The organism is Diaphorobacter sp. HDW4B (assembly GCF_011305535.1).
Lineage (GTDB): Bacteria > Pseudomonadota > Gammaproteobacteria > Burkholderiales > Burkholderiaceae_C > Diaphorobacter_A.
On the sequence record NZ_CP049905.1, the window covers coordinates 824422 to 846800 of the forward strand.

Genomic DNA, 22379 nt, shown 5'->3' on the forward strand with positions numbered 1-22379 from the left:
GGTCCGCTCGCTGCTAATTACCGCACAGGAACCGCTCGACCGCACTGCCCTGTTCTTCTGCCACCAAGGTGGGGGCATGGCCGACAAATTCAAACTCTTTTATTTGGGCGTGAGGACCCACTTGCGCCATGCGCTCGGCCGTCTCTTTGGACAGCAGATCGGAATCCGCACCACGCAACAGCAAAGTGCGCGCAGTGATCTGCTCATAGAGCTTCCACAGATAACGCTCACCGCCTTCAGCCGCTTCCTTGGTCATCTTGCGCATGGGCGATGCGATGCCCGGATCGTAGTGAAGGCGCAGCTTGTCGTTGGCCGCGCGCACCACCATCGGGCGCGAGAGCGCGAGCCAGTCTTCAGCTGAATGCGGACCAAAACCCATCGAAATCTTGCGCATTTCCTCCGCTGCAGATTCCACCGAATCGAACCGCAGCGGACGCCCCAGATACGAGCCGATGCGTTGCAGCGCATCCCACTGCACGGTGGGCCCTACATCGTTGAGCACCAGCGAATGCACCGGCACGGGCAGGGGCAACTCCTTCTGTCCGGCCACCACAAGACCGATCAACCCACCCATGCTGGTGCCGACCCAGTCCAGTTGCGTGATCGGTGCCTTGGCATGCAGGTGATGAAGCAGCACCAGCATGTCGCCCACATAGGAGGGGATCTGATAGCCCGCAGGATCGGCGAGCCAATCGCTCTTGCCACGCCCGACCACATCCGGGCAGATCACGCGACCGTACTTGGCCATGCGGCGCGCAAATACATCGAAGTCGCGACCCTGACGTGAAAGACCATGCACGCACATCAGAACACGCGGATGCGCCGGATTTCCCGTATCGTTCCACTCCCAATACGCCATGCGGTGTCCGTTGGATTCCATCGGGCTCGTCGCGTCGAGGCCGGGACAAGGTACGTAGTTCAGCGTAGGTTCAATCATGGAAATCAACTTTGTCTCGTGCCCGGGATCCTCTTGTCGATCTCGACGACAAGCAGCTCACGCGGATCGGAATGGGCTGCGGTGACAAAAACCGCAGGGATAGCCATTGCTATCGCGAGGATTTTTGCCGCAGCAGAACGCCCGAGTCCGCGTTAGCATGCGTCGTGGGGATCAAGATGAGGATCCCTTGATAATGTTTGCATCGTAATTGATTTGGAGAGACTTTATGCTCAATGGCAAGACAGCACTCGTCACAGGTTCCACCAGCGGCATTGGCCTGGGTATCGCCAAGACGCTTGCGGGTCAGGGCGCGAACATCGTGCTCAACGGTTTCGGTGACGTCGACGGCTCGCGCGCCGCTGTGCTCGAAGCAGGCAAGGCCCACGGCGTGAAGGTGGCCTACCATGGCGCCGACATGAGCCGTCCCGAAGAAATCGAAGACATGATGAAGTACGCGGCAGGCCAGTTCGGCCGCGTCGACATTCTGGTGAACAACGCCGGCATCCAGCACGTGGCGCCAGTCGAGAGCTTCCCACCCGAGAAGTGGGATTCGATCATCGCCATCAACCTGTCGAGCGCCTTCCACACCACGCGCCTGGCACTGCCCGCCATGCAGGCCGCCAAATGGGGCCGCATCATCAACATCGCATCGGTGCACGGCCTGGTCGGTTCGGCGCAGAAATCGGCCTACGTTGCAGCCAAGCACGGCATCGTCGGCCTGACCAAGGTGACCGCACTCGAAAACGCCGCCAACGGCATCACCTGCAACGCGATCTGCCCCGGCTGGGTGTTGACGCCGCTGGTGCAAAAGCAGATCGACGCGAAGGCCGCAGAACACGGCGTCTCTGTCGAAGAAGCCACCAAGGACCTGCTGCGCGAAAAAGAGCCGTCGCTGCGCTTCACCACCCCCGAAGAACTGGGCGAACTGGCAGCGTTCTTCTGCTCACCTGCAGGCAACAACATCTGCGGCGTGGCATGGAACATGGACGGCGGCTGGACCGCGCAATAAGTCCAGAAGGTTTGGATTTCAAACCGCAATGTTTGCAGCCCAACGGGCCTGCGGACACCAGCCACAATGACGAGATAGCCCCTCAGGCGCGACGCAAAGCCGCAGACAGTACTCCCGTGCGGCAAGGCTTTGCAACAAAGCATGAGGGGCTATATCGTCACCTCAAAACGAAGACTGCCAGCGCCAGCGCAATCCCCAAATCCGTCACAACACTGATGGATCACAGACATCCAGAACCCCAAAAATAGAAAGCCCCCGCATTCGCCGCAATGGCAAAGCGGGGGCTGGACCAAGAGGAATCTATCTCTTCATAGTTCTTCTCTTGATGTCACGTGCCATTCAGTCACAAACCGGCTCTCAGCGCAACTGGACAGAACCCGATACCGACACGACCACGCGCGTCTTTCCGGCCTCCACTGGCACGGGCGAATCCTGCATGGACGACTTCATCATCCCGCCATTCGAGCGCGCCGCAGCCGAATAGAAAACGACCTCGCTGCCGTTGTCATTGACCTGCACTTCACGCAGCGTGTAGCTCGAAAAACCAAAGCTCTTGGCGATGGACGTCGCCTTGTCCTTGAACGCCGCGATGGCCTTGGCCTGCGCTTCGCCCTCCACCTTCTCGCGGCCTTCGCGCGAGAGGCTGAACGATGTCGAGCTCACGGTCATGTTCTGGATGGCACCCGCAGTTGTCGTGATGCGCGTGAAATCCTTGCCTTCCAGAATCAGTTCCACGCGGCCTTGCCAGCCGGCGATCTTGCCGTCCTTGTTGCTGCGCGGATAGAGCGAGAAGTCGCCACTGCGCACATCCATCTGCTGCGGCTTGGCGTCGCGCTTGGCTTGCGCCAGGGCGGCATCCAGCACTTGCTTGAGCTGCGCCTGCACGCTCGCCGCGTCGCTGCCCTCCTTGGTGGTGGACAGGTGCATCACCAGAACGTCCTGCGGCACCTCCACCGTGCCCGATGCAGAAAGCTGCAGCACGTTTTGCGGTGCAGCATTGGCACCCGTGCCGTTCGTGTTTTGAGCCAGCACAGCGCCAGCGCAGGCCAGCAAAGTCATAGCAGCTACTGTTTTTACAGCGATTCGAGCCATATCACCTTTCCAATCTTGTTCGGTCAATTCCAATGCAGATGAATCATTCAATCGGCATATTGCACATAGGACATGTAGATTGTGTAAAGGATTCCCCAACAGTCCGCGTTTTGGGGCAAGATTTGTAACATTAGGTCAACCCAGCGAAAAAAACCAAACATTCCCGGCGCAAGCTGGTCAGAATCGGCTCTGTTACAAATTGGACTGAGGAAAGTTATGGCCACAACAACCAACCGCACCGACAAGGTTCTCGTAGTTGATGACGACGCCCGTATCCGCGATTTGCTGCGGCGCTACCTCACCCAGGAAGGGTTCGAGGTCATGGTTGCCGAAGATGGCAAGGCGCTCAACCGCATCCTGCTGCGCGAGACGGTGGACCTGATCGTGCTGGACCTGATGATGCCGGGCGAAGACGGCCTGTCCATTTGCCGCCGCCTGCGTGCTGCCAACGACCGCACGCCGATCATCATGCTCACCGCCAAAGGTGAGGACGTGGACCGCATCGTGGGTCTGGAAGTGGGCGCAGACGATTACCTCGGCAAGCCGTTCAACCCGCGCGAACTGCTGGCGCGCATCCACGCCGTGCTGCGTCGTCGTCCACCGCAGGAAGCGCCTGGTGCGCCATCCGGCGACAACGAAGTGGTGACCTTCGGCCCCTTCACCTTCGATCTGGGCACGCGTGCCCTGCAAAAGAACGGCGAAGAGCTGCCGCTGACCACTGGCGAATTCGCCATGCTCAAGGCACTGGTGCGTCACCCACGCCAGCCGCTGTCGCGCGAAAAGCTGGCACTGCTGGCCCGTGGCCGCGAGTTCGAACCGTTCGACCGCAGCCTCGACGTGCAGATCTCGCGCTTGCGCAAGCTGGTCGAAGTGGACGCTGCCGCGCCTCGCTACATCCAGACAGTCTGGGGTGTGGGCTACGTGTTCGTGCCGGACGGAACGAGCTGATCGCTCCACCGCGTCACAACACCTTTGCACCGCCCTGCGGGGCGGAGGCTCATCGCGGCAACGTCGTTCAACGACGCGCCGCCGACGAGCCTTCTGACGAAAGGCAGATGGGCCCGCGCCGTCTGCCTTTCCCATTTCCTTTCTCTTCAGAAGACGGCCATCATCAATGAGCGCCAAACGCCCGGAACCCATCAATGCCGAAGCCACCAGCCCTGCCCCGCTGGAATCGCCCAAGCAAAACTCGGCACAGCGCACACGCGTTGGGCTGAACCTCTTCTGGCGCACTTTTTTTCTGTTGGCTCTGCTCTTGGTCGGCTCGATTCTCGCGTGGCTGCAGACCCTTCGCGCGCTCGAGTTCGAGCCCCGCACGCTGCAGACCGCGCAGCAGATTGCATCACTTGTCAATCTGAGCCGCGCCGCGCTTGTCCATGCCGACGCGATTGCGCGCGTCTCGCTGATCAAAACCATGGCCGATCAGGAAGGTGTGCGCATTCTCCCGCGCGAGCCCGACGACAAGTTTGAACATCTGCCGCAATCGGCTCTGGGCGCTCGCCTCACCGAAGAGCTGACACGACGCCTTGGCCCCGGCACGATTCTGGCCACCAGCGTGAACGGCGAACAAGGCCTCTGGGTGGGCTTCAACATCAACGGCGATCCGAACTGGCTGCTCATGGATCGCTCGCGCCTGTCCACCGCCAGCGGCAAGACCTGGCTGATCTGGCTGATCACCGCAGGCGCGCTGTCGCTGGCCGGTGCCGCCGTGATCGCGCGGCTGATCAATCAGCCGCTCAAGCAATTGAGCTACGCCGCCAACAAGGTCAAGGACGGCGACTTTGCCGCCAGCCAATTGGATGAAGGTGCGGTGACCAGCGAAATCCGCGAGGTGAACATCGGCTTCAACCGCATGGCGCAGAAACTCGCCAAGCTGGAGCAGGACCGCGCGGTCATGCTCGCCGGCATCTCGCATGACCTGCGCACACCGCTTGCGCGCCTGCGCCTCGAAACCGAAATGAGCGTGCTCGACGACGTCGCGCGCGACCACATGGTGGCCGACATCGTGCAGCTCGACGCGACCATCGACAAGTTCCTCGACTACGCGCGCCCCGATGCCGTGACGCTGACCCCGGTGAATCTCTACGGCGTCGTGTCCTCGTGCGTCTACGCCGTGCAGGACCACCGCGAGCTGCAGATCAGCATGTCCGTGCCCGAGCATCTGAACGTGCTGGTCGACGAGATCGAACTCGCGCGCGTGATCTCCAACCTGCTGGAAAACGCGCGCCGCTACGGCAAGAACAAGGAGACCGGCGTGACCACGGTCGACATCACCGCGAAGTCCTGGGACAAGTGGGTGCTGATCAAGCTGCGCGACCACGGCAACGGCGTGCCGCCCGAGCAGCTTGCCAACCTGACCAAGCCGTTCTTCCGCAGCGATTCGGCACGTACCGCAGCAGCCGGTGCGGGCCTTGGCCTCGCCATCGTGGACAAGACCGTGCAGCGCATGGGCGGCATTTTCGCGCTGGCCAATGCGGCCTCGGGCGGCCTCGTCGCGCATATCCAATTGCAGCGCGTGGCCGAGTTGCCCGAAGGCGCAGACCCCAAGCAGCGCCTGCAGCGTCCGCAGGTCAAACGCCATCTGCCGCCGCGCGCGGGCGAGACCTTGCGCGGCTTCTCGCAGCCCATGGATCTCAACGACGAACGCGTGAACGACTGACGCTCATCGGCAAAACAAAAGGCGCATGGCGGACTCCCTCCACCATGCGCCTTTTTCGTTTCTGCAAGCCGCTGATCAGACCCGGAACAGCATCGCCGCAGCATTGGCCTCGATGGCCAGCCCCTGCCCCACCGGGCCGAGCTTTTCCGCCGTCTTGGCCTTCACATTCACCTGATCGATTTCCAATCCCAGCGTCTTCGCAATCACTGCGCACATCGCGCCGATATGCGGCGCGAGTTTCGGAGCCTGCGCGATCACGGTGCTGTCGATGTTGCCGATTTCATATCCGGCGGCACGCACGCGGCGTGCGGCTTCGGCCAGCAGCACGTCGGACTTCGCGCCCTTGAACTGCGGATCGGTATCGGGGAAATGGCGACCAATGTCACCCAGCGCCGCAGCGCCCAGCAACGCATCGGTGATCGCATGCAGCAGCACGTCGGCGTCGGAATGGCCGAGCAGTCCGGCGGTGTGGGGGATGTCCACGCCGCCGATGATCAGTTTGCGGCCGGGCACCAGCGCATGCACGTCCCAGCCCTCGCCAACGCGGAACGGGGGGAATTTCAGTTCTTTGGAGCTCATGTCTTGCTTTTCTCGATGCTTGCCGGACGGTGGGCGCGCTGCCAGAAGATGGCTTCGGCCAATGCGAAATCCTGCGGATAGGTGACCTTGAAATTCTGCGCGCTGCCAGGCACCAGCAGTGGGCGCAATCCAGCAGTCTCGATGGCGCTGGCCTCGTCGGTGATGCCGTCGAAGTTCTGCGCGGCGCGGGCTTCGAGTGCGTCATGCAACAGCCCCGCGCGGAACATCTGCGGCGTCTGCGCAAGCCACTTGTCGGCGCGGTCGATCGTGGCAGCACTGCGACCTTCGACCGACAACTTGAGCGTATCGGGCAGCGGCAGCGCGAGCAACCCCCCCACGTCATCAGGCAGGCAGGCGTCGATCAGCGCATCGATTTCCGCGGGGGTGATCAGGCAACGCGCCGCATCGTGCACCAGCACCCAGTCGTCGCGCGTCGCCGTCTGGCTGGCGAGCAGAAAACGAAGACCGTTGAACACGCTGGACGCACGCGTCGGACCGCCGCCCTCGATCACATTCCAGGTCGTATCGGGCTTGCGCAATGTGCCATCGCCGGGCGTGACGACCACATGCACGCTGGCGATGCGCCCCACCGTCGCAAACGCCGCCAAGGTGTGCTCGACCAGCATCTTTCCGGCCAGCGGCTCATATTGTTTAGGCTGCGCCGTGCCCGCGCGCGAACCTACGCCCGCACATGGCAGCAATGCAAAGCAGCGCGCCGTCACAGCTTTGCCTTCTTGTTGTGCTTCATTCGAATTCATGTTGCCGGGATTGTAGACAGCGCACTGCGGGGTCCGGGGAAGTCACTACAGAGCGCGCGAAATCCAGCTTCTTTAAAATAGACCATCCACCCCCGTTGCACCAGCTACGGGGTTTTCGTCGTTTTTGCCTTGCCACTGCCGACTGCATTCCCATGGATCTGCCCAAACTCTCGCCCGGAAAACGTTTTGCGATGCCTCGCCCCGCTGGGTCTGCCGATGCATTGCTGCTCGCGCGCCTGGCCGAGCGCGAGAAGGCGCACAAGCGTGTGACGGCCATCGTCACCGCCGACGCGACGGACGCGCGCCGCCTGATCGACGAGATGGAGTTCTTCGCGCCCGAGCTGCGTTGCGCCATGTTTCCCGATTGGGAAACCCTGCCCTACGACACGTTCTCGCCGCATCAGGACCTGATCAGCGAGCGGCTTGCCACGCTCTGGCGCATCTCGCAGGGCGAGGTCGATGTGGTGCTGGTGCCCGCAACGACGGCACTCTACCGCGTGGCCCCGCCCTCTTTCCTCGCGGGCTACACCTTCCACTTCAAGGCCAAGCAGAAACTCGACGAAGCCAAGCTGCGCGCGCAGCTCACGCTGGCGGGCTATTCCAACGTCTCGCAGGTGGTGAGCCATGGCGAATACGCCGTGCGCGGCGGGCTGATCGACCTGTTTCCGATGGGCTCGCACGTGCCTTATCGCGTGGACCTGTTCGACAACGAGATTGACTCGATCCGCACCTTCGATCCGGACACGCAGCGCAGTCTCTACCCCGTGCCGGAAGTGCGCCTGCTGCCCGGCCGCGAGTTCCCGATGGACGACGATGCGCGCGCCAAGTTCCGCCATCGCTGGCGCGAGCTGCTGGAAGGCGATCCGACCAAGAGCCGCATCTACAAGGACATGGGCAATGGCGTGGCGACGGCCGGCATCGAGTACTACCTGCCGCTGTTCTTCGACGACACGGCGACGATGTTCGACTACCTCGGCACCGACACCACCGTCGTGCTGCACGGCGATCTCGAAGCCGCGTTTCTGCGTTTCTGGCAGGACACCACGGAGCGCTTTCGCCTCGTTCAAGGCGACCCCGAGCGCCCGGTGCTGCCGCCCGAAACGCTGTTCCTGAGCGCCGATCAGTTCTACACCCGCGCCAAAGACCACGCCCAGCTCGCGTTGCGCCCCAACGTGGAAGATGTGCCGGACAACGCGCATTTCCAGAAGCTCAATGACCTCGCGGTGATTCGCGGCGCGGAAGACCCGCTCGCCAAGCTGCAGGCACATATCCTGTCGACGCAACATCGCGTCTTGCTGCTGGCCGAAAGCGATGGCCGCCGCGAAAGCCTGCTCGACTTTCTGCGTGCCTCGCATCTGAATCCGCCTGCGTTCGATTCATTGAACGAATTCCAGCAAACGCACGAGGAAAAAATCGGCATCGCCACCTCCACGCTGGCCACCGGATTCAGCTGGATCGAAGGCGGCATCGACTTCGTCACCGAGACCGAACTGTTCTCGACCAACGGCACTGCGCGCCGCCGTCGCAAACAGGAACAGGTCAGCGATGTCGATGCGCTGATCAAGGATTTGTCCGAACTGAAGGTCGGCGATCCGGTCGTGCACAGCGCACATGGCATCGGACGTTACCTCGGCCTGATCAACATGGACATCGGCCAGAAGAACCCGGACGGCACGCCCGCCATGCAGGAGTTTCTGCATCTCGAATACGCCGACAAGGCCGCGCTCTATGTGCCGGTCAGCCAGTTGCAGCTCATCAGCCGCTACACCGGCGTGTCGGCCGACGAAGCACCGCTGCACAAGCTCGGCAGCGGCCAGTGGGAAAAGGCCAAGCGCAAGGCTGCCGAGCAGGTGCGTGATTCCGCCGCCGAACTGCTCAACATCTATGCGCGGCGCGCTGCGCGACAAGGTCATGCGTTCCGCTTCAACGTGCAGGATTACGAGCAGTTCTCCAACGACTTCGGCTTCGAGGAAACCGCCGACCAGAAGGCCGCGATCCACGCGGTGATTCAGGACATGATCAGCCCGCAGCCGATGGACCGCCTGGTCTGCGGCGACGTGGGTTTCGGCAAGACCGAAGTCGCGCTGCGTGCCGCATTCGTCGCGGCCATGGGCGGCAGACAGGTGGCGCTCCTCGCGCCGACCACGCTGCTGGCCGAGCAGCACTTCCAGACGCTGATCGACCGTTTCTCCAAGTGGCCGATCAAGGTGGCCGAGGTCTCGCGCTTTCGTTCCGGCAAGGAGATCACCGCTGCCGTCAAAGGCATTGCAGAAGGCACGGTGGACATCGTCGTCGGCACGCACAAGCTGCTGTCGGAATCGACCAAGTTCAAGAACCTCGGACTGCTCATCATCGACGAGGAACACCGCTTTGGCGTGCGCCACAAGGAGGCGATGAAGGCCATGCGCGCCGAAGTCGATGTGCTCACGCTCACCGCCACGCCGATTCCACGCACCATGGGCATGGCGCTTGAAGGCCTGCGTGATTTGTCGGTGATCGCCACCGCGCCGCAGCGCCGTCTGGCCATCAAGACCTTTGTGCGCAATGAAGGCACGGGCGTGATCCGCGAAGCCGTGCTGCGTGAGCTCAAACGCGGCGGTCAGTGCTACTTTCTGCACAACGAAGTCGAGACCATCGAGAACCGCAAACAGAAGCTCGAAGAGATACTGCCCGAAGCGCGCATCGCCGTCGCCCACGGCCAGATGCCCGAGCGCGAACTCGAAAAGGTGATGCGCGATTTCGTCGCGCAGCGCTACAACATCCTGCTGTGCTCGACCATCATCGAGACCGGCATCGACGTGCCCACGGCCAACACCATCATCATGAGCCGCGCGGACAAGTTCGGCCTCGCGCAGTTGCACCAGTTGCGCGGTCGCGTCGGTCGCTCGCACCACCAGGCCTATGCGTATCTGATGGTGCCCGACATCGATGGCCTGACCAAACAAGCCGCCCAGCGCCTCGAAGCCATCCAGCAGATGGAGGAACTCGGCTCGGGCTTCTATCTGGCGATGCACGACCTCGAAATTCGCGGCGCGGGCGAAGTGCTTGGCGAGAACCAGAGCGGCAACATGATGGAGATCGGTTTCCAGCTCTACAACGAGATGCTGTCCGAAGCCGTGGCCTCGCTCAAGGCCGGCAAGGAGCCCGATCTGCTCTCGCCACTCTCCGTCACCACCGACATCAACCTGCACTCGCCCGCCCTGCTGCCCGACGATTACTGCGGCGACGTGCACCTGCGCCTGTCGTTCTACAAGAAGCTCGCCACCGCCAAGACGCCGCAGCAGATCGACACGCTGCTCGAAGAAATCGTCGACCGCTTCGGCAAGCTGCCCGCGCAGACGCAGACCCTCATCGACGTGCACCGCCTGCGCGTGATGAGCCAGCCGTATGGCGTGATGAAGGTCGATGCCGCGCCCGGCGTCATCAGCATCACCTTCAGGCCACAGCCGCCGATCGACCCGATGAACATCATCCACTTGGTGCAGAAAAACAAGCACATCAAACTGGCCGGCAACGACAAGCTGCGCATCGAACGCGCACTGCCCGATCCCAAGGACCGCGCGCATCTGGTGCGCGACATTCTGCGCAGCCTGGGACAACCGGTTCACTAAGAGCCTGTTCACGATCTCCACGATGCCGCGTTGGGGCGCAATCGGGATGAGTTTGGAGTGATGGGTCGCCCGCATGGGCTCGTGCCCATGCAAGAGCCAGCGCGCCAAAATCGCCCGATTTCGCCCCAATCCGAAGGGCCAGTGACTTTGCGGGCGGTCTGCGGTATTGCGCCTTGCATCCCATCCCGCAAAGACATTGGCGCGGCTCTGCGGAGATCGTGAACAGGTTCTAAGATCAAATGAAACTATCAAACCAGTTGCCGTTGAAGGCCATATAGATTTCCGGCAACTGGCGCTTGGGCTCAGAATCTAGGGCTCACGCGCAACATCCACCGCGCCCAACCCAACGGGAACCCTATGGACATCGAAGAAGCCAAGCGATTGGTCGCATCCGTCAAGCACTGGCATCACCGCTTCGAAGTTCATCCGGGAGTCATCACGCCCGGCTCTTATGACCCAGGCTTCCTGCTCGATGCCGTCGGCTTTCCGGCTGATTTGACAGGCCAACGCGTGCTGGACATCGGCCCATCCGATGGTTTCTTTTCGTTGGCTGCACGACGGCGCGGAGCCGAGGTGGTGGTCGTCGACTACCGAGCGAAGGAGGCTCACGGATTCGCCGTCATGGAGCAGATCACCGGATGCTCCTTCGACTATCACTGCGCCAACATCTACGACCTGAGCGCTGCCCAGCTTGGCACGTTCGACCATGTGCTGTTTCTGGGTCTGCTCTATCACCTGCCCGACATGATGAAAGCACTCGCGATCGTGCGCTCGCTGAGTCATGGGGCGATGTACCTGGAGAGCCATGCTGCCAACGACCTGCCTCAGGACATCGCACTGGCCCGCTACTACCGGCACGATGCGCTGGCCGGAGACATCACGAACTTCTGGTCCCCCAACGCCGCGTGCATTCGCGACATGGCGACGGATTGCGCGTTCGATCTCGTCACGGACAGGACTTGGGGAGACCGCTACTTTGGACGCTTCCAGGTCAACGACGACCCAGCGCGCAAACGCAAGCTGCAACTGGGTTACGGTCTTTTCCAATAGATAGCGGCCTATCGCTCGACTGAGATAAAGTGGCAGCACCATGCTCATCGTGGAAGCCGCCATCAGTCTCATCGCCCTCGCCATCGCGCTCTGGCTGCGGCCTTGGCGCATGCTCGGCTCGAGCACGCTGCGCACGCCCGAAGGCCCGCAGCGCCGGATTTCTCCGCTGATCAGCCCGTTGCTGGCCGCGCTGGTGCTGTTGCCTTGGCTCTGGGCGCTTCCCACGCTGGTGCGCATGCCACTGCCGCTTCAACTCTCGGGTGCCTGCATGCTGGTGCTGATGCTGGGTTGGCCGCTGGCGATTCCTGTGTTCTGGATCGTGGGCACAAGCACTGCCGTGCTCTCGCCCTCCATGCAATGGGACGACGCCCTCGCCGCCATCACCTGGCTGGGCGTGATCCCCGCGACGCTGGCGATGCTGCTGGGCGCGCTGATTCGGCGCTTCAACGGAACACGCATGTTTGTCTATGTGCTCGGCCGCGCCTTTCTGGGCACCGTGGCCTGCGTTTTCCTCACCGGCGCACTGGCGCAGTGGAGCGGCCATGTGCTGGCCGCCGAGGTCGATGACGGGCTCTCGATGGTCGCGCGCTGGCTCATGGCCTGGAGCGATGGCCTGCTCACCGGCATGCTGACCGCCGTGTTCGTGGCTTTCAAACCCGAATGGCTGGCCACCTGGTCGGACAAGCTCTATCTACCCAAACCGCATTCGGGCGGGCAGTGAATCAGCGCGTTTTCCTCCGGGCCTTTTCAAGCCCGGCCTCCAATCGCACTACCATTACGGCTTTCATTCAATTTGCATTGCGCATTGGTCCACAAAATGCCCCAAGCCACAGAATTTGCCCCCGGCCTCGCCCTGCGCGGAATCACTGCGCCGCTCAAGCTTGCTGACTACAAGCTGATCGCGTTCGACATGGACTCGACGCTCATCAGCATCGAATGCGTGGACGAGATCGCCGATGCGGTAGGCCGCAAGGCCGAAGTGGCCGCCATCACCGAGGCCGCCATGCAGGGCGTGATTTCCGACTACAAGGAAAGCCTGCGCCAGCGCGTGGCGCTGCTCAAGGGCGTGACCGTGCAAGATCTGGACCGCGTGTTCACCGAGCGCCTGCAATTCAATCCCGGCGCGAAGGAACTGATCGACGCAGCCAAGGCCGCTGGTTTGAAGACGCTCTTGGTCTCGGGCGGTTTCACCTATTTCTCCGACCGCGTGAAGAAGCATCTGGGCATCGACTTTGCGCGCTCCAACATGCTGGAGATCGACAACGGTGTGCTCACCGGCCGCATGGTCGATCAGCCCTGGGGCGACATCTGCGACGGCGCCGAAAAGCGCCGCACGCTGCTGGAGATGGCGTCGCTGATGGGCATCGACCCCAGCGAAACCATCGCCGTGGGCGACGGTGCCAACGACCTGCCGATGATGGGCGAGGCCGGCATTTCGGTCGCCTACCACGCCAAGCCCACCGTGCGCGCGCAGGCCAAGGTCGCCATCAACCAGGGCGGTCTGGACCGTCTGCTGGAAGTACTGCGCTGAGCCAGCCGCCTTGACTCCCATCATCCTCGTAGTTATTAAATATCCTTTTTATATATGGATATGAATTTAAAAACGAGGCGGACGTCAACCGGAAGAATTACACTTGCGTTCTGTTGTTAGTCAAAAGCACCGGTCCAAACCGGACCTTGTGCAACGGACGCCATCCATAAAGAACATCTTTTTGAGGATCATCTGGACATGTTGAAGAAATCTCTGACCGCACTGGCATTGGCAGCACTGGCATTCGGCGCACAAGCCGCCGACGTTCTGAAGGTGGCCGCCACCTCCGTGCCACACGCGGAAATCCTGAACTTCGTGAAGCCACAGCTCAAGGCTGATGGCGTGGAACTGGAAGTCAAAGAATTCAGCGACTACGTGCAGCCCAACGCCGCTGTGGAAGACAAGCAGCTCGATGCCAACTTCTTCCAGCACAAGCCTTATCTCGACAGCTACAACAAGGACCGCAAGTCCTCGCTGGTCGAAGTGCCCAACGGCAAGGTGCATGTGGAGCCCTTCGGTGCCTACTCCAGCAAGATCAAGAACATCAAGGACCTGAAGTCCGGCGCAACCATCGCGATCCCGAACGATCCATCCAACGGTGGTCGTGCGCTGATCCTGCTGGCCAAGCAAGGTCTGATCGAGCTGAAGGATGCCAAGAGCCTGACACCCACGCCGCTGGACATCGTGAAGAACCCCAAGAAGCTGAAGTTCAAGGAACTCGAAGCGCCTTTGCTGCCACGCGCTCTGGCTGATGTGGACGTTGCCCTGATCAACACCAACTACGCCATCGAAGCCAAGCTGAACCCGACCAAGGACGCGCTGTTCATCGAAGGTGCGGATTCGCCTTACACCAACATCATTGCAGCCCGTGCCGACCGCGCCAACGATCCGCTGATCGCCAAGCTGACCAAGGCCCTGCACTCCGCCGAAGTGAAGAAGTTCATCCAGGAAAAGTACAAGGGTGCTGTGGTTCCAGCATTCTGAGCAAAGAGCACGGGGATCCGTATCGACCGATAATCCCCGTTTCTCGCAGCTACGCAAAAGCGCTGTTTCGACAGCGCTTTTTTCATTTTTGAACTGATTTCCGTGGACCGCAAAGTGACCTCCGGGGAGCGCGACGACAGCCCCCAAACCACCGCTTCGACCGACCTTTTCAAGGCAGGCGTCATCGCCTGCCTGCCGACGATTCTGGGCTACTGGAGCATCGGCTTCGCATCGGGCGCGATCGGCACGGTGTCCGGTTTTTCGCCGTTCGAGATCACCCTGCTCTCGGGCCTGCTGTATGCCGGGTCGGCGCAGTTTCTCTTCTACTCGCTGTACGCGGCGGGCGCGGGCGTGCTCGGCATCGTGGCGAGCGTTCTGCTCATCAACCTGCGCCATATCCTCATGAGCTCGTACATGGCGATGTATTTCTCGCGCTCCACGGCGATGCAGAAGTTCATCGGCGGATCGCTGCTCACCGACGAGACCTTTGCCGTTGCCGCGCAGTATGGCAACCGGCATGGCAATCTGCCATTCGCATGGCTGCTGGGCTTGAATCTGACGGCGTGGCTCAACTGGATCATCGCCAACCTCTGCGGCGCCCTGCTCGCCACGGCGCTGCCCGAATCGCTGGTGCATGGGCTGGGTTTCAGTCTGGTCTCGATGTTCATCGCACTGCTGCTGATGACCTGGCTTGCCAGCCGCCAGCGCATGCTGGAACTCACGGCCGTTGCCGTGGCCGTGCTGGTGGTCGCCGTGTTCGTGAAGCGGCTGGATGCCAACGTCGTGGTGCTGCTCGCCACCCTGGGAGCAGCCACCGTTGCCACCGTTTTGCAGCGCAAGCGGTCACCCGCCCAGGAGAACGAACAATGAGCACGTCCGGCTACATCGCGCTGCTCGTGAGCGCACTCGTCACGCTGCTGCTGCGCGTGCTTCCGATTTTGTTGATGTCACGCATCCGTCTTGGTCTGACGGCACGCAACTGGCTGAGCTTCATTCCCGCGTCCATCATGGCGGCGATGGTTGCGGCCGAGCTGATTCTCAAGCCCGAGTGGAGCAGCTCGGGCTGGAGCATTTCCGCCCTCGCAGCAGCCTTCGCCACCCTCTGCGGACTGGTATCGCGCAGCCTGTTCGTGACCGTGCTCGCGGGCGTTGGCGCATTCATGGGACTGCAATACTGGATGGGCTGACAAGCCATGCCACACAAAAGGCAAAGCCGTCGCTCCTCACGAAGCGACGGCTTTTCACATTCCATTCAGCGTGGCGTCAAACGGCATCCAACCCTTGCCACACCCACCACGCCAGCACAAACATCATCGCGCCAGTCAGCGTATCGAGAACGCGCCATGCCTTGGGGTTGGCGAACACGCCGCGCAGTCTGCGACCTGCCACCGCCAGCACCACAAACCAGGTCAGGCTCGCGCTGCCCGCGCCGATCACGAAGAACCACTTGGCCCAGCCTTCCTGCTGCGCGCCGATCGAGCCCATGAGCACGACGGTGTCCAGATAGACATGCGGATTGGCCAGCGTGATGACCGCCAGGGCGCTCAGCACTGTCAGCAGACTGCGTTCGGCCTTGCTGCCGTCGGCATCGAGTTTCTGGTCAGCAGCGAAGAAGGCGCGATGCCATGCAAACAAACCGTAAGCCAGCAAAAACAGCACCCCGCCCAGCGTCAGATAGCGCGCCAGCGTGGGCGAGCCGCTCATGATCTGCGCCATGCCCGCAACGCCCACCCCCACCAGAATCGCATCGCACACCGCACACCAGATCACGCAGGCACGCACATGCTGCCCTTGCACCGCCTGTCGCAGAACATAGAGATTCTGCGCACCGATGGAGACGATGAGCGAAAAGCAGACGGTAAAGCCTGCGAGCCACGAAGAGGATGCTGCGGTATTGAAGAACATGCCGCCGATTTTCGACTTGCATTCAATTAAAGTAAACTTAAAATATCTAACCCATCTTAAGGAATTCTAATGCTCGACTACGCCGGACTGGAAGCCCTGGCTGCCGTGGTGCGGGAAGGCAGTTTCGAACGCGCCGCGCGCAAGCTGCATGTCACCTCGTCAGCCGTCTCGCAGCGCGTCAAGCAGCTGGAAGAGCGTGTGGGTCAGGTGCTCGTTCATCGCGGCACGCCCTGCACCGGCACCGAAGCGGGACGACGCCTGTGTCTGCATGTGGAACAGGTCGCTCTGCTCGAAAACGAGCTGCGGCGCAGCAACCCCGACCTGCTGCCCCACACGCCCATCCCCACCCTCAAGCTGGCGGTGAACGCCGATTCGCTATCCACATGGTTCATGGAGGCGATGGCAGATTTCACCGCAGGCAGCAACGAGCTGCTGGACCTGCGCATGGACGATCAGGACCACACCGCCCAGCGCCTGCGCGAAGGCGAAGTGATCGCCGCCGTCACCGCCACGGGCACGACGATTGCGGGCTGCAACACCTGGCCTTTGGGCACCATGCGCTACGTGGCCGCAGCCAGCCCCGGCTTTGTCGCACAGTATTTTGCTGAAGGCGTGACACCCACCACGCTCGCCCACGCGCCCATCATGACCTACGACCGCAAGGACAAGTTGCAGGACCAGTGGATGCACAAGTACAACCTGTCCGCGCCGCGCTCTGCACCGCCGCGCCATTTCATTCCGTCCAACTACGGCTATGTGCGTGCGTGCGAGGTCGGCATGGGCTGGGGCATGCACCCCACGGTGCTGATCGAGCAGCAACTCGCGCAAGGCACGCTGGTGGAACTGGTGCCTCGCAAACCGCTGGATGTGCCGCTGTACTGGGCGCATCCACGCACCGCGCAGGCATCGCTGGAACGGCTCACGCAATGCGTGATGGCATCGGCCAAGCGCTGGCTCGAAGCGGTTTGATCAGGCAACTCTGCCTCGTCAATCCACGGACGCCAAGGGTCTGCACTCCTTGAGAAACGCCGCAATCAAGCGCGTGTTCTGGCGCTCCTGCAAGCAGTAGAGATATTCGTCGATCATGGGCACCTCTTCTTCAAACGGCAGCACCATCAGGTCCGGATGCGCCGAAGCCTCATGCCTTGCGAACACGCTCACGCCCATGTTGCGGATCACGGCTTCGCGTATGGCTTCGCGGCTGGTGATCTCCAGCGTGCGTTGCGGTGTGACGCCTGCGGTGGTCAGCATCTCTTCGGTTTTGGTGCGCGTCATCGAGCCCAGCTCGCGCATGATGAGCTGGCAGCCCGCGAGTTGCGACACACGCACCGATCGTTGTCGCGCCAACGGGTGCGTGCGATGCAGCACCAGCGCGAGCGGATCGGCGCCCAGATGCAGACGCAGCAGACGTGCATCCGCGTCCTTGTGTGATGTGGTTGCCAGATCCACGCGGAACTCGCGCAGCGCCTCCCCAGTCTGGCGCGAATTGCCGAGCGTGATCACCACATCCACGCGCGGATAACGGTCCTGAAATCGCTTGACGATGTCGAGGATGTAGTACGGCGCGGTGGTGCCCAGTCGCAACTGCCCCTGATTCACATCGCCCGCATTGCGCAGCGCGAATTCGACATTGCTTTCCTGCTGCAGCAGCGCCTCGACCATGGGCAGCAGACGCACGCCATCGTCGCTTACCACCAGTCGCCCACCCTGCCTGCGAAAAAGCTCGATTCCGTAGTGCTCTTCCAATGCACGGATTTGCGTGGTCACCGTGGGCTGGCTCAAGCCCAGATGCTTGGCCGCGAGCGTGATGCTGCCAAGCCTTGCGACCATGAAGAAAGATTTCAGCTGTATGACAAACATATGAATCCGCGCAGAGCATTGCGTACTTCCGTTGCCGCGCATTTCACCACAGTGAGCCCACACAAATCCACCAATACCCGGTTTGAAAAATTTCGATTGCGTGACACGAACATTTCACATGCGTTGCCTACAGTCGATTCCGTTCCGTACCAAGCGCCGACGAAAGCATCTGCGCAGGACACGGACCCGACATTTCAACCAACCACCGAAATCACCACTAGCCATGCGCAACTATTCCGTCACCTGGTCCCGCCGTGCCGCCATCGCTGCCGCCACTGTCGCAACCGCAGTCACGATGCTTGGCTTCGCCAACATGGCACATGCCGCCAAGACCGAGTTGCTGGTGTATTCGGCCCTGGAAGCCGACCAGATCAAGGCATACAAGGCTGGGTTTGAAAAGGCCCATCCCGACATCGAACTCAAGTTCGTGCGCGACAGCACAGGCATCATCACCGCGCGCCTGCTGGCTGAAAAAGCCAACCCACAGGCCGACGTGATCTGGGGCGTGGCGGCGACTTCGCTGATGCTGCTGGACAAGCAAGGCATGCTCGAGGCCTACGCGCCCAAGAACCTTGCCAAGGTGCGCAGCACCATGCGCGACCCCAACGCCACACCCACCTGGGTGGGCATGGACCTGTGGTCTTCCGCCGTGTGCTTCAACACCGCCGAAGGCCAGAAGCGCAAGGTCAACGCGCCCACCAGCTGGGCCGATCTGACCAAGCCCGAGTACAAGGGCATGATCTCCATGCCGCACCCCGCATCGAGCGGCACGGGTTACCTGATGGTGGCCGCATGGCTGCAGATGATGGGCGAGGACAAGGGCTGGGCCTACATGGACGCGCTGCACCAGAACATGGGCGTGTACACGCACAGCGGCTCCAAGCCCTGCCGTCAAGCCGGTGCGGGCGAATTCCCGGTTGGTCTGAGCTTCGAGTACCGCGCCAACAAGACCAAGAAGGAAGGCGCGCCCATCGACATCGTGTTTCCCAAGGAAGGCCTGGGCTGGGACGTGGAAGCCACGGCCATCATGAAGACCAGCAAGAAGCAGGACGCCGCCAAGCTGCTGGCCGACTGGTCTGCAACGCCCGATGCCAACAAGCTGTACGCCGCGAACTTCGCCATCCTCGCCCTGCCCGAAGCCCAGGAAAAAATGGACTTCGTGCCCGCCAATCTGGAATCCATGCTGGCCAAGAACGACTTCAACTGGTCCGCAGCCAACCGCGAACGCATCCTGACCGAGTGGGCGCGCCGCTACGAAGCCAAGGCAGAAAAGAAATAAGAGCGAGGAAGCGGTGGTGATCCCCGGAATCAGCAAGCTACGAAGCGTGCAGAGCACCGGAATCATTCACCCCAACGGCAAGACAGGCCCTCAGGCTAGGCGCGAAGCCGCAGACAGTACTCTCGTACGGCAAGGCTTCGCAACAACGCATGAGGGCCTGTATTGCCGCCCATGCACGACCCGCGAACCCAACCAAAAACAAAAGCCATGCTGCACATTGAACACATCGCCAAACAATACAACGACACGCCTGTGCTGCGCGGGATCGATCTGGATGTGGAGCCGGGCGAATTCGTGAGCCTGCTCGGCCCGTCGGGCTGCGGCAAGACGACCCTGCTGCGCATTCTTTGCGGCATCGAGCGCGCCGACAAAGGGCGCATTCTTTTCAACAGCGATGACATCACCAACTGGCCCGCAGCGCGACGCGGCTTCGGTGTGGTGTTTCAAAGCTATGCACTGTTTCCCAATCTGACCGCGGCACAGAACGTGGCGTTCGGGCTCAAGGGCCAATCGGCCTCTGCGGTGCGTGAACGCGTGCAGGAGATGCTGTCGCTGGTCGGTCTTTCGAGCCAGGCGCAGCGTTACCCGTCTCAACTGTCCGGTGGCCAACAACAGCGTGTCGCGCTCGCGCGCGCACTGGCGCCCAAGCCGCGCCTGTTGTTGCTCGACGAGCCACTGTCCGCACTCGATGCGCAGGTGCGCGCGGAACTGCGAAGCGAGATTCGCGAGCTGCAGCGCCAGCTCGGCATCACCTGCATCATGGTCACGCATGATCAGGAAGAAGCACTCACCATGGCAGACCGCATCGTGCTGATGCATCAGGGGCGCATCGAACAGCAAGGCTCGCCCGAGCAGCTCTATGCGCGACCGATCAGCCACTTTGCCGCAGGCTTTGTGGGGCGCATGAATCTGCTGCCCGGCGTTGCCGTCGACGAACGCCATGTGCAGATCGGCAATACGCGCGTGGTCTGCGTCAACCCCATGTATGGAGCGGGAGAGAACGTGCTGATCGGCGTGCGCCCCGAAAGCGTGGTGCTGCATCCCGCGCACCCCACGGCGCTTGCCAATCTGTTCCGTGCGCGCGTCATGGAAACATCGTTCCTCGGCCCCATGGTGATGGTGCGGCTCTTCAGCCCTTCGCTGGATTGCCAGATCGAAGCGCAATGGCCGCTGCGCCACGACTCCAAGTTGCCTGAATGGCTGCAAGGTGAAGTGCTGATCGAACTGCCCATGCAGGCACTGCAACCGCTGGCCGCACCCGATGCGCTGCGGAGGGCGGCATGAGCACAAGCATGATGCACTCCGCCACCCTGCCCTTGCCCGGCAACGGCACGGCCGCAGCGCCCAGCAGCACACCCGCCAACACGCCCGTCAAAACCAAGCGCCAGAGCCAGCCTGCGGGTCCGGCTCAACCGAATCAGACATCGACGGTGAACTGGGAGCGCATCTGGCTTGGCGTGCTGGTGCTTGCCATGCTGGCCGTGCTGCTGCTCACGATTGCGCTGCCTGTCGGCGCACTGCTCGGCCACAGTTTCTGGACCAACGATGGAAAGTTCAGCGGCCTGTCGCAATACATCGCCTACGCGCAGACTCCGGGCGTAGCGCGCTCGCTGTTCAACAGCATCTGGCTTTCGGCAGCCAGCGCCACCCTCTGCGTTGCGCTGGCTTATGTCTACGCTTACGGCGTCATGCGTACCTGCATGCCGCTGGCGAAATTCTTCCGCGCGATCGCGCTGGTTCCGCTGCTTGCGCCATCGCTGCTCATGGCCATCAGCCTGATCTACCTGTTCGGCACACAAGGCATTCTGAAAAGCCTGCTGATGGGCTCCACCGCCTATGGTCCGTTCGGCATCATTCTCGGCTCGGTGCTCTGGACTTTTCCGCATGCGCTGATGATTCTGTGCACCACGCTCGCATCGGGCGATGCGCGTCTGTACGAAGCCGCAGCCACGCTGGGTGCAGATCGCTGGCGCAGTTTCTGCCAGGTCACTATGCCCAGCAGTCGCTATGGTCTGATGATTTCATGGATCGTGGTGTTCGTTCTGGTCGTCACGGATTTCGGCGTTCCCAAGGTCATCGGTGGCAACACGCAGATGCTGGCAACCGACATCTACAAGCAGGTGATCGGTCAGCAGAACCTGTCGATGGGTGCCGTCGTCGCCATGCTGCTGCTCGTGCCTGCAGGCATCGCGTTTGCGGCGGAGCGCCATCTGCGCTCGCGCCAATCGGCCACCATGGCCGTGCGTGCCGTGCCACTCACGCCGCAGCCGCATGCGCCGCTCGACCGCGCGTTGTTCATCTACTGCGTCATCGTCGCAGGCGCGTTGCTCACCGTGCTGTGCACCGCCATCTTCGCGTCGTTCGTCACGTACTGGCCCTATAACCTCCACTTGAGTTTGAAGAACTACCAGTTCGACATGATGGACGGCGGCGGTTGGGCGAGCTACAGCAATTCGCTCACCATGGCCGTAGCGACAGCGGTGATCGGTTCTCTGTTGAGTTTTCTGACGGCTTACCTCGTCGCCAAGCCCACAGGCTTTGCACGCACGCGGCAATGGCTACAGGCCATCGCGACGCTGCCCATGGCAGTTCCCGGCCTCGCGCTGGGTCTGGGCTACATCCTGTTTTTCAACTCGCCCAGCAATCCGCTGAACTTCATCTACGGATCGCTCAGCATTCTGGTGCTGTGCAGCGTGGCCCACTTTTTCTCGGTCGCGCACATCACGCAGCTAGCCGCACTTCAGCAACTCGACAGTGAATACGAGCGCGTGGCCGACTCCATGGGCGTGCCGTTCTGGACCGTGTTGTGGCGCGTGCATTTGCCCGTCTGCCTTCCGGCCATCATGCAGGTTGCGGGCTACTTCTTCGTGAACGCGATGACCACCGTCTCCGCCGTTGTGTTCCTGTACTCGCCACAAACCACGCTCGCATCGGTCGCCGTTCTGGCAATGGATGACGCAGGCGACATCGCACCCGCTGCGGCCATGGCCACCATGATTTTCGTGACGGCCGCTGCCGGTCGATTGCTGATTGGCGCAGCCGATGCCTGGCTGCAAAAGCGCACCCAGCACTGGCGCCATCGATAAGCGCCACGCTTTTTTCTCTCGCAATTTTTGTTTTGGACT

General features: G+C 61.7%; 20 protein-coding genes. 14 read left to right on the forward strand and 6 right to left on the reverse strand.

What is annotated here, in order from left to right; all coding sequences use genetic code 11:
• Window positions 1-13: 13 nt before the first annotated feature.
• Window positions 14-937, reverse strand: a complete 924-nt coding sequence (locus tag G7048_RS03945) for an alpha/beta fold hydrolase (RefSeq protein ID WP_166066897.1) — start codon at window positions 935-937, stop codon at window positions 14-16.
• Between the two features lie 226 nt (window positions 938-1163).
• On the opposite strand from G7048_RS03945, the gene G7048_RS03950 reads away from it, so the two are divergent.
• Complete coding sequence (locus G7048_RS03950) at window positions 1164-1946, forward strand: 3-hydroxybutyrate dehydrogenase (protein ID WP_166066898.1); 783 nt, start codon at window positions 1164-1166, stop codon at window positions 1944-1946.
• A gap of 357 nt (window positions 1947-2303) precedes the next feature.
• On the opposite strand, the gene G7048_RS03955 is transcribed toward G7048_RS03950, so the two are convergent.
• Complete coding sequence (locus G7048_RS03955; protein WP_240933159.1) at window positions 2304-3005, reverse strand: SIMPL domain-containing protein; 702 nt, start codon at window positions 3003-3005, stop codon at window positions 2304-2306.
• A 249-nt stretch (window positions 3006-3254) separates the two neighbouring features.
• Between G7048_RS03955 and ompR the strand changes: the two genes are divergently transcribed.
• Together ompR and G7048_RS03965 are read left to right on the forward strand one after the other, a co-directional pair.
• On the forward strand, window positions 3255-3986 hold the full coding sequence (gene ompR, locus G7048_RS03960; RefSeq protein WP_166066900.1) for a two-component system response regulator OmpR: 732 nt from the start codon (window positions 3255-3257) through the stop codon (window positions 3984-3986).
• Window positions 3987-4152: 166 nt separating this feature from the next.
• Window positions 4153-5697 carry a sensor histidine kinase gene (locus G7048_RS03965; RefSeq protein ID WP_166066901.1) on the forward strand — a complete coding sequence of 515 codons (1545 nt, stop codon included), beginning with the start codon at window positions 4153-4155 and terminating at the stop codon, window positions 5695-5697.
• 75 nt (window positions 5698-5772) lie between these two features.
• On the opposite strand, the gene ispF is transcribed toward G7048_RS03965, so the two are convergent.
• Window positions 5773-6276, reverse strand: a complete 504-nt coding sequence (gene ispF, locus G7048_RS03970) for a 2-C-methyl-D-erythritol 2,4-cyclodiphosphate synthase (RefSeq protein WP_166066902.1) — start codon at window positions 6274-6276, stop codon at window positions 5773-5775.
• Window positions 6273-7034: a 2-C-methyl-D-erythritol 4-phosphate cytidylyltransferase gene (gene ispD / locus G7048_RS03975; protein WP_166066903.1), complete on the reverse strand. Its 762-nt coding sequence runs from the start codon at window positions 7032-7034 to the stop codon at window positions 6273-6275. The genes ispF and ispD overlap by 4 nt, the downstream gene beginning before the upstream one ends.
• Window positions 7035-7186: 152 nt before the next feature.
• Between ispD and mfd the strand changes: the two genes are divergently transcribed.
• The 7 genes from mfd to G7048_RS04010 all read left to right on the forward strand — a co-directional run bounded on the left by mfd (window position 7187) and on the right by G7048_RS04010 (window position 15397).
• Window positions 7187-10645, forward strand: a complete 3459-nt coding sequence (mfd, locus tag G7048_RS03980; protein WP_166066904.1) for a transcription-repair coupling factor — start codon at window positions 7187-7189, stop codon at window positions 10643-10645.
• Between the two features lie 357 nt (window positions 10646-11002).
• Window positions 11003-11695 (forward strand): bifunctional 2-polyprenyl-6-hydroxyphenol methylase/3-demethylubiquinol 3-O-methyltransferase UbiG, encoded by a 693-nt coding sequence (locus G7048_RS03985; protein WP_166066905.1) that lies wholly within the window; start codon window positions 11003-11005, stop codon window positions 11693-11695.
• A 40-nt stretch (window positions 11696-11735) separates the two neighbouring features.
• Window positions 11736-12416 carry a hypothetical protein gene (locus G7048_RS03990; RefSeq protein WP_166066906.1) on the forward strand — a complete coding sequence of 227 codons (681 nt, stop codon included), beginning with the start codon at window positions 11736-11738 and terminating at the stop codon, window positions 12414-12416.
• A gap of 96 nt (window positions 12417-12512) precedes the next feature.
• Window positions 12513-13226, forward strand: a complete 714-nt coding sequence (gene serB, locus G7048_RS03995; protein ID WP_166066907.1) for a phosphoserine phosphatase SerB — start codon at window positions 12513-12515, stop codon at window positions 13224-13226.
• 198 nt (window positions 13227-13424) lie between these two features.
• Entirely contained in the window at window positions 13425-14210 is a 786-nt protein-coding gene (locus tag G7048_RS04000) for a MetQ/NlpA family ABC transporter substrate-binding protein (protein ID WP_166066908.1), read from the forward strand.
• Window positions 14211-14312: 102 nt separating this feature from the next.
• Window positions 14313-15080, forward strand: coding sequence for an AzlC family ABC transporter permease (locus G7048_RS04005; protein WP_205750332.1), 768 nt, complete (start codon window positions 14313-14315; stop codon window positions 15078-15080).
• Window positions 15077-15397, forward strand: a complete 321-nt coding sequence (locus G7048_RS04010; protein ID WP_166066910.1) for an AzlD domain-containing protein — start codon at window positions 15077-15079, stop codon at window positions 15395-15397. The genes G7048_RS04005 and G7048_RS04010 overlap by 4 nt, the downstream gene beginning before the upstream one ends.
• Before the next feature lie 76 nt (window positions 15398-15473).
• On the opposite strand, the gene G7048_RS04015 is transcribed toward G7048_RS04010, so the two are convergent.
• Window positions 15474-16115 carry a LysE/ArgO family amino acid transporter gene (locus G7048_RS04015; RefSeq protein ID WP_166066911.1) on the reverse strand — a complete coding sequence of 214 codons (642 nt, stop codon included), beginning with the start codon at window positions 16113-16115 and terminating at the stop codon, window positions 15474-15476.
• 69 nt (window positions 16116-16184) lie between these two features.
• On the opposite strand from G7048_RS04015, the gene G7048_RS04020 reads away from it, so the two are divergent.
• A complete protein-coding gene (locus G7048_RS04020) occupies window positions 16185-17084 on the forward strand; it encodes an HTH-type transcriptional regulator ArgP (RefSeq protein ID WP_166066912.1) in 900 nt (299 codons plus the stop codon).
• Between the two features lie 18 nt (window positions 17085-17102).
• Here the strand turns inward: G7048_RS04020 and G7048_RS04025 are convergent, their stop codons facing one another.
• Window positions 17103-17975: a LysR substrate-binding domain-containing protein gene (locus tag G7048_RS04025; protein WP_166066913.1), complete on the reverse strand. Its 873-nt coding sequence runs from the start codon at window positions 17973-17975 to the stop codon at window positions 17103-17105.
• A gap of 223 nt (window positions 17976-18198) precedes the next feature.
• On the opposite strand from G7048_RS04025, the gene G7048_RS04030 reads away from it, so the two are divergent.
• The 3 genes from G7048_RS04030 to G7048_RS04040 all read left to right on the forward strand — a co-directional run bounded on the left by G7048_RS04030 (window position 18199) and on the right by G7048_RS04040 (window position 22340).
• Window positions 18199-19254: a putative 2-aminoethylphosphonate ABC transporter substrate-binding protein gene (locus G7048_RS04030; RefSeq protein ID WP_166066914.1), complete on the forward strand. Its 1056-nt coding sequence runs from the start codon at window positions 18199-18201 to the stop codon at window positions 19252-19254.
• A 207-nt stretch (window positions 19255-19461) separates the two neighbouring features.
• On the forward strand, window positions 19462-20538 hold the full coding sequence (locus tag G7048_RS04035; protein WP_166066915.1) for an ABC transporter ATP-binding protein: 1077 nt from the start codon (window positions 19462-19464) through the stop codon (window positions 20536-20538).
• Window positions 20535-22340, forward strand: a complete 1806-nt coding sequence (locus G7048_RS04040; protein ID WP_240933160.1) for a putative 2-aminoethylphosphonate ABC transporter permease subunit — start codon at window positions 20535-20537, stop codon at window positions 22338-22340. Before G7048_RS04035 ends, G7048_RS04040 begins: the two co-directional genes overlap by 4 nt.
• The last annotated feature ends 39 nt before the right edge of the window (window positions 22341-22379 follow it).

Coding starts and splice junctions, on each gene's coding strand:
- G7048_RS04010 (WP_166066910.1), top strand. CDS start 15,077: ATGAGCACGTCCGGCTACATCGCGCTGCTCGTGAGCGCACTCGTCACG.
- G7048_RS03990 (WP_166066906.1), top strand. CDS start 11,736: ATGCTCATCGTGGAAGCCGCCATCAGTCTCATCGCCCTCGCCATCGCG.
- ispD (WP_166066903.1), bottom strand. CDS start 7,034: ATGAATTCGAATGAAGCACAACAAGAAGGCAAAGCTGTGACGGCGCGC.
- G7048_RS03985 (WP_166066905.1), top strand. CDS start 11,003: ATGGACATCGAAGAAGCCAAGCGATTGGTCGCATCCGTCAAGCACTGG.
- ispF (WP_166066902.1), bottom strand. CDS start 6,276: ATGAGCTCCAAAGAACTGAAATTCCCCCCGTTCCGCGTTGGCGAGGGC.
- ompR (WP_166066900.1), top strand. CDS start 3,255: ATGGCCACAACAACCAACCGCACCGACAAGGTTCTCGTAGTTGATGAC.
- G7048_RS03950 (WP_166066898.1), top strand. CDS start 1,164: ATGCTCAATGGCAAGACAGCACTCGTCACAGGTTCCACCAGCGGCATT.
- G7048_RS03965 (WP_166066901.1), top strand. CDS start 4,153: ATGAGCGCCAAACGCCCGGAACCCATCAATGCCGAAGCCACCAGCCCT.
- G7048_RS04015 (WP_166066911.1), bottom strand. CDS start 16,115: ATGTTCTTCAATACCGCAGCATCCTCTTCGTGGCTCGCAGGCTTTACC.
- G7048_RS04025 (WP_166066913.1), bottom strand. CDS start 17,975: ATGTTTGTCATACAGCTGAAATCTTTCTTCATGGTCGCAAGGCTTGGC.
- G7048_RS03945 (WP_166066897.1), bottom strand. CDS start 937: ATGATTGAACCTACGCTGAACTACGTACCTTGTCCCGGCCTCGACGCG.
- G7048_RS03955 (WP_240933159.1), bottom strand. CDS start 3,005: ATGACTTTGCTGGCCTGCGCTGGCGCTGTGCTGGCTCAAAACACGAAC.
- mfd (WP_166066904.1), top strand. CDS start 7,187: ATGGATCTGCCCAAACTCTCGCCCGGAAAACGTTTTGCGATGCCTCGC.
- G7048_RS04020 (WP_166066912.1), top strand. CDS start 16,185: ATGCTCGACTACGCCGGACTGGAAGCCCTGGCTGCCGTGGTGCGGGAA.
- G7048_RS04040 (WP_240933160.1), top strand. CDS start 20,535: ATGAGCACAAGCATGATGCACTCCGCCACCCTGCCCTTGCCCGGCAAC.
- G7048_RS04035 (WP_166066915.1), top strand. CDS start 19,462: ATGCTGCACATTGAACACATCGCCAAACAATACAACGACACGCCTGTG.
- serB (WP_166066907.1), top strand. CDS start 12,513: ATGCCCCAAGCCACAGAATTTGCCCCCGGCCTCGCCCTGCGCGGAATC.
- G7048_RS04000 (WP_166066908.1), top strand. CDS start 13,425: ATGTTGAAGAAATCTCTGACCGCACTGGCATTGGCAGCACTGGCATTC.
- G7048_RS04030 (WP_166066914.1), top strand. CDS start 18,199: ATGCGCAACTATTCCGTCACCTGGTCCCGCCGTGCCGCCATCGCTGCC.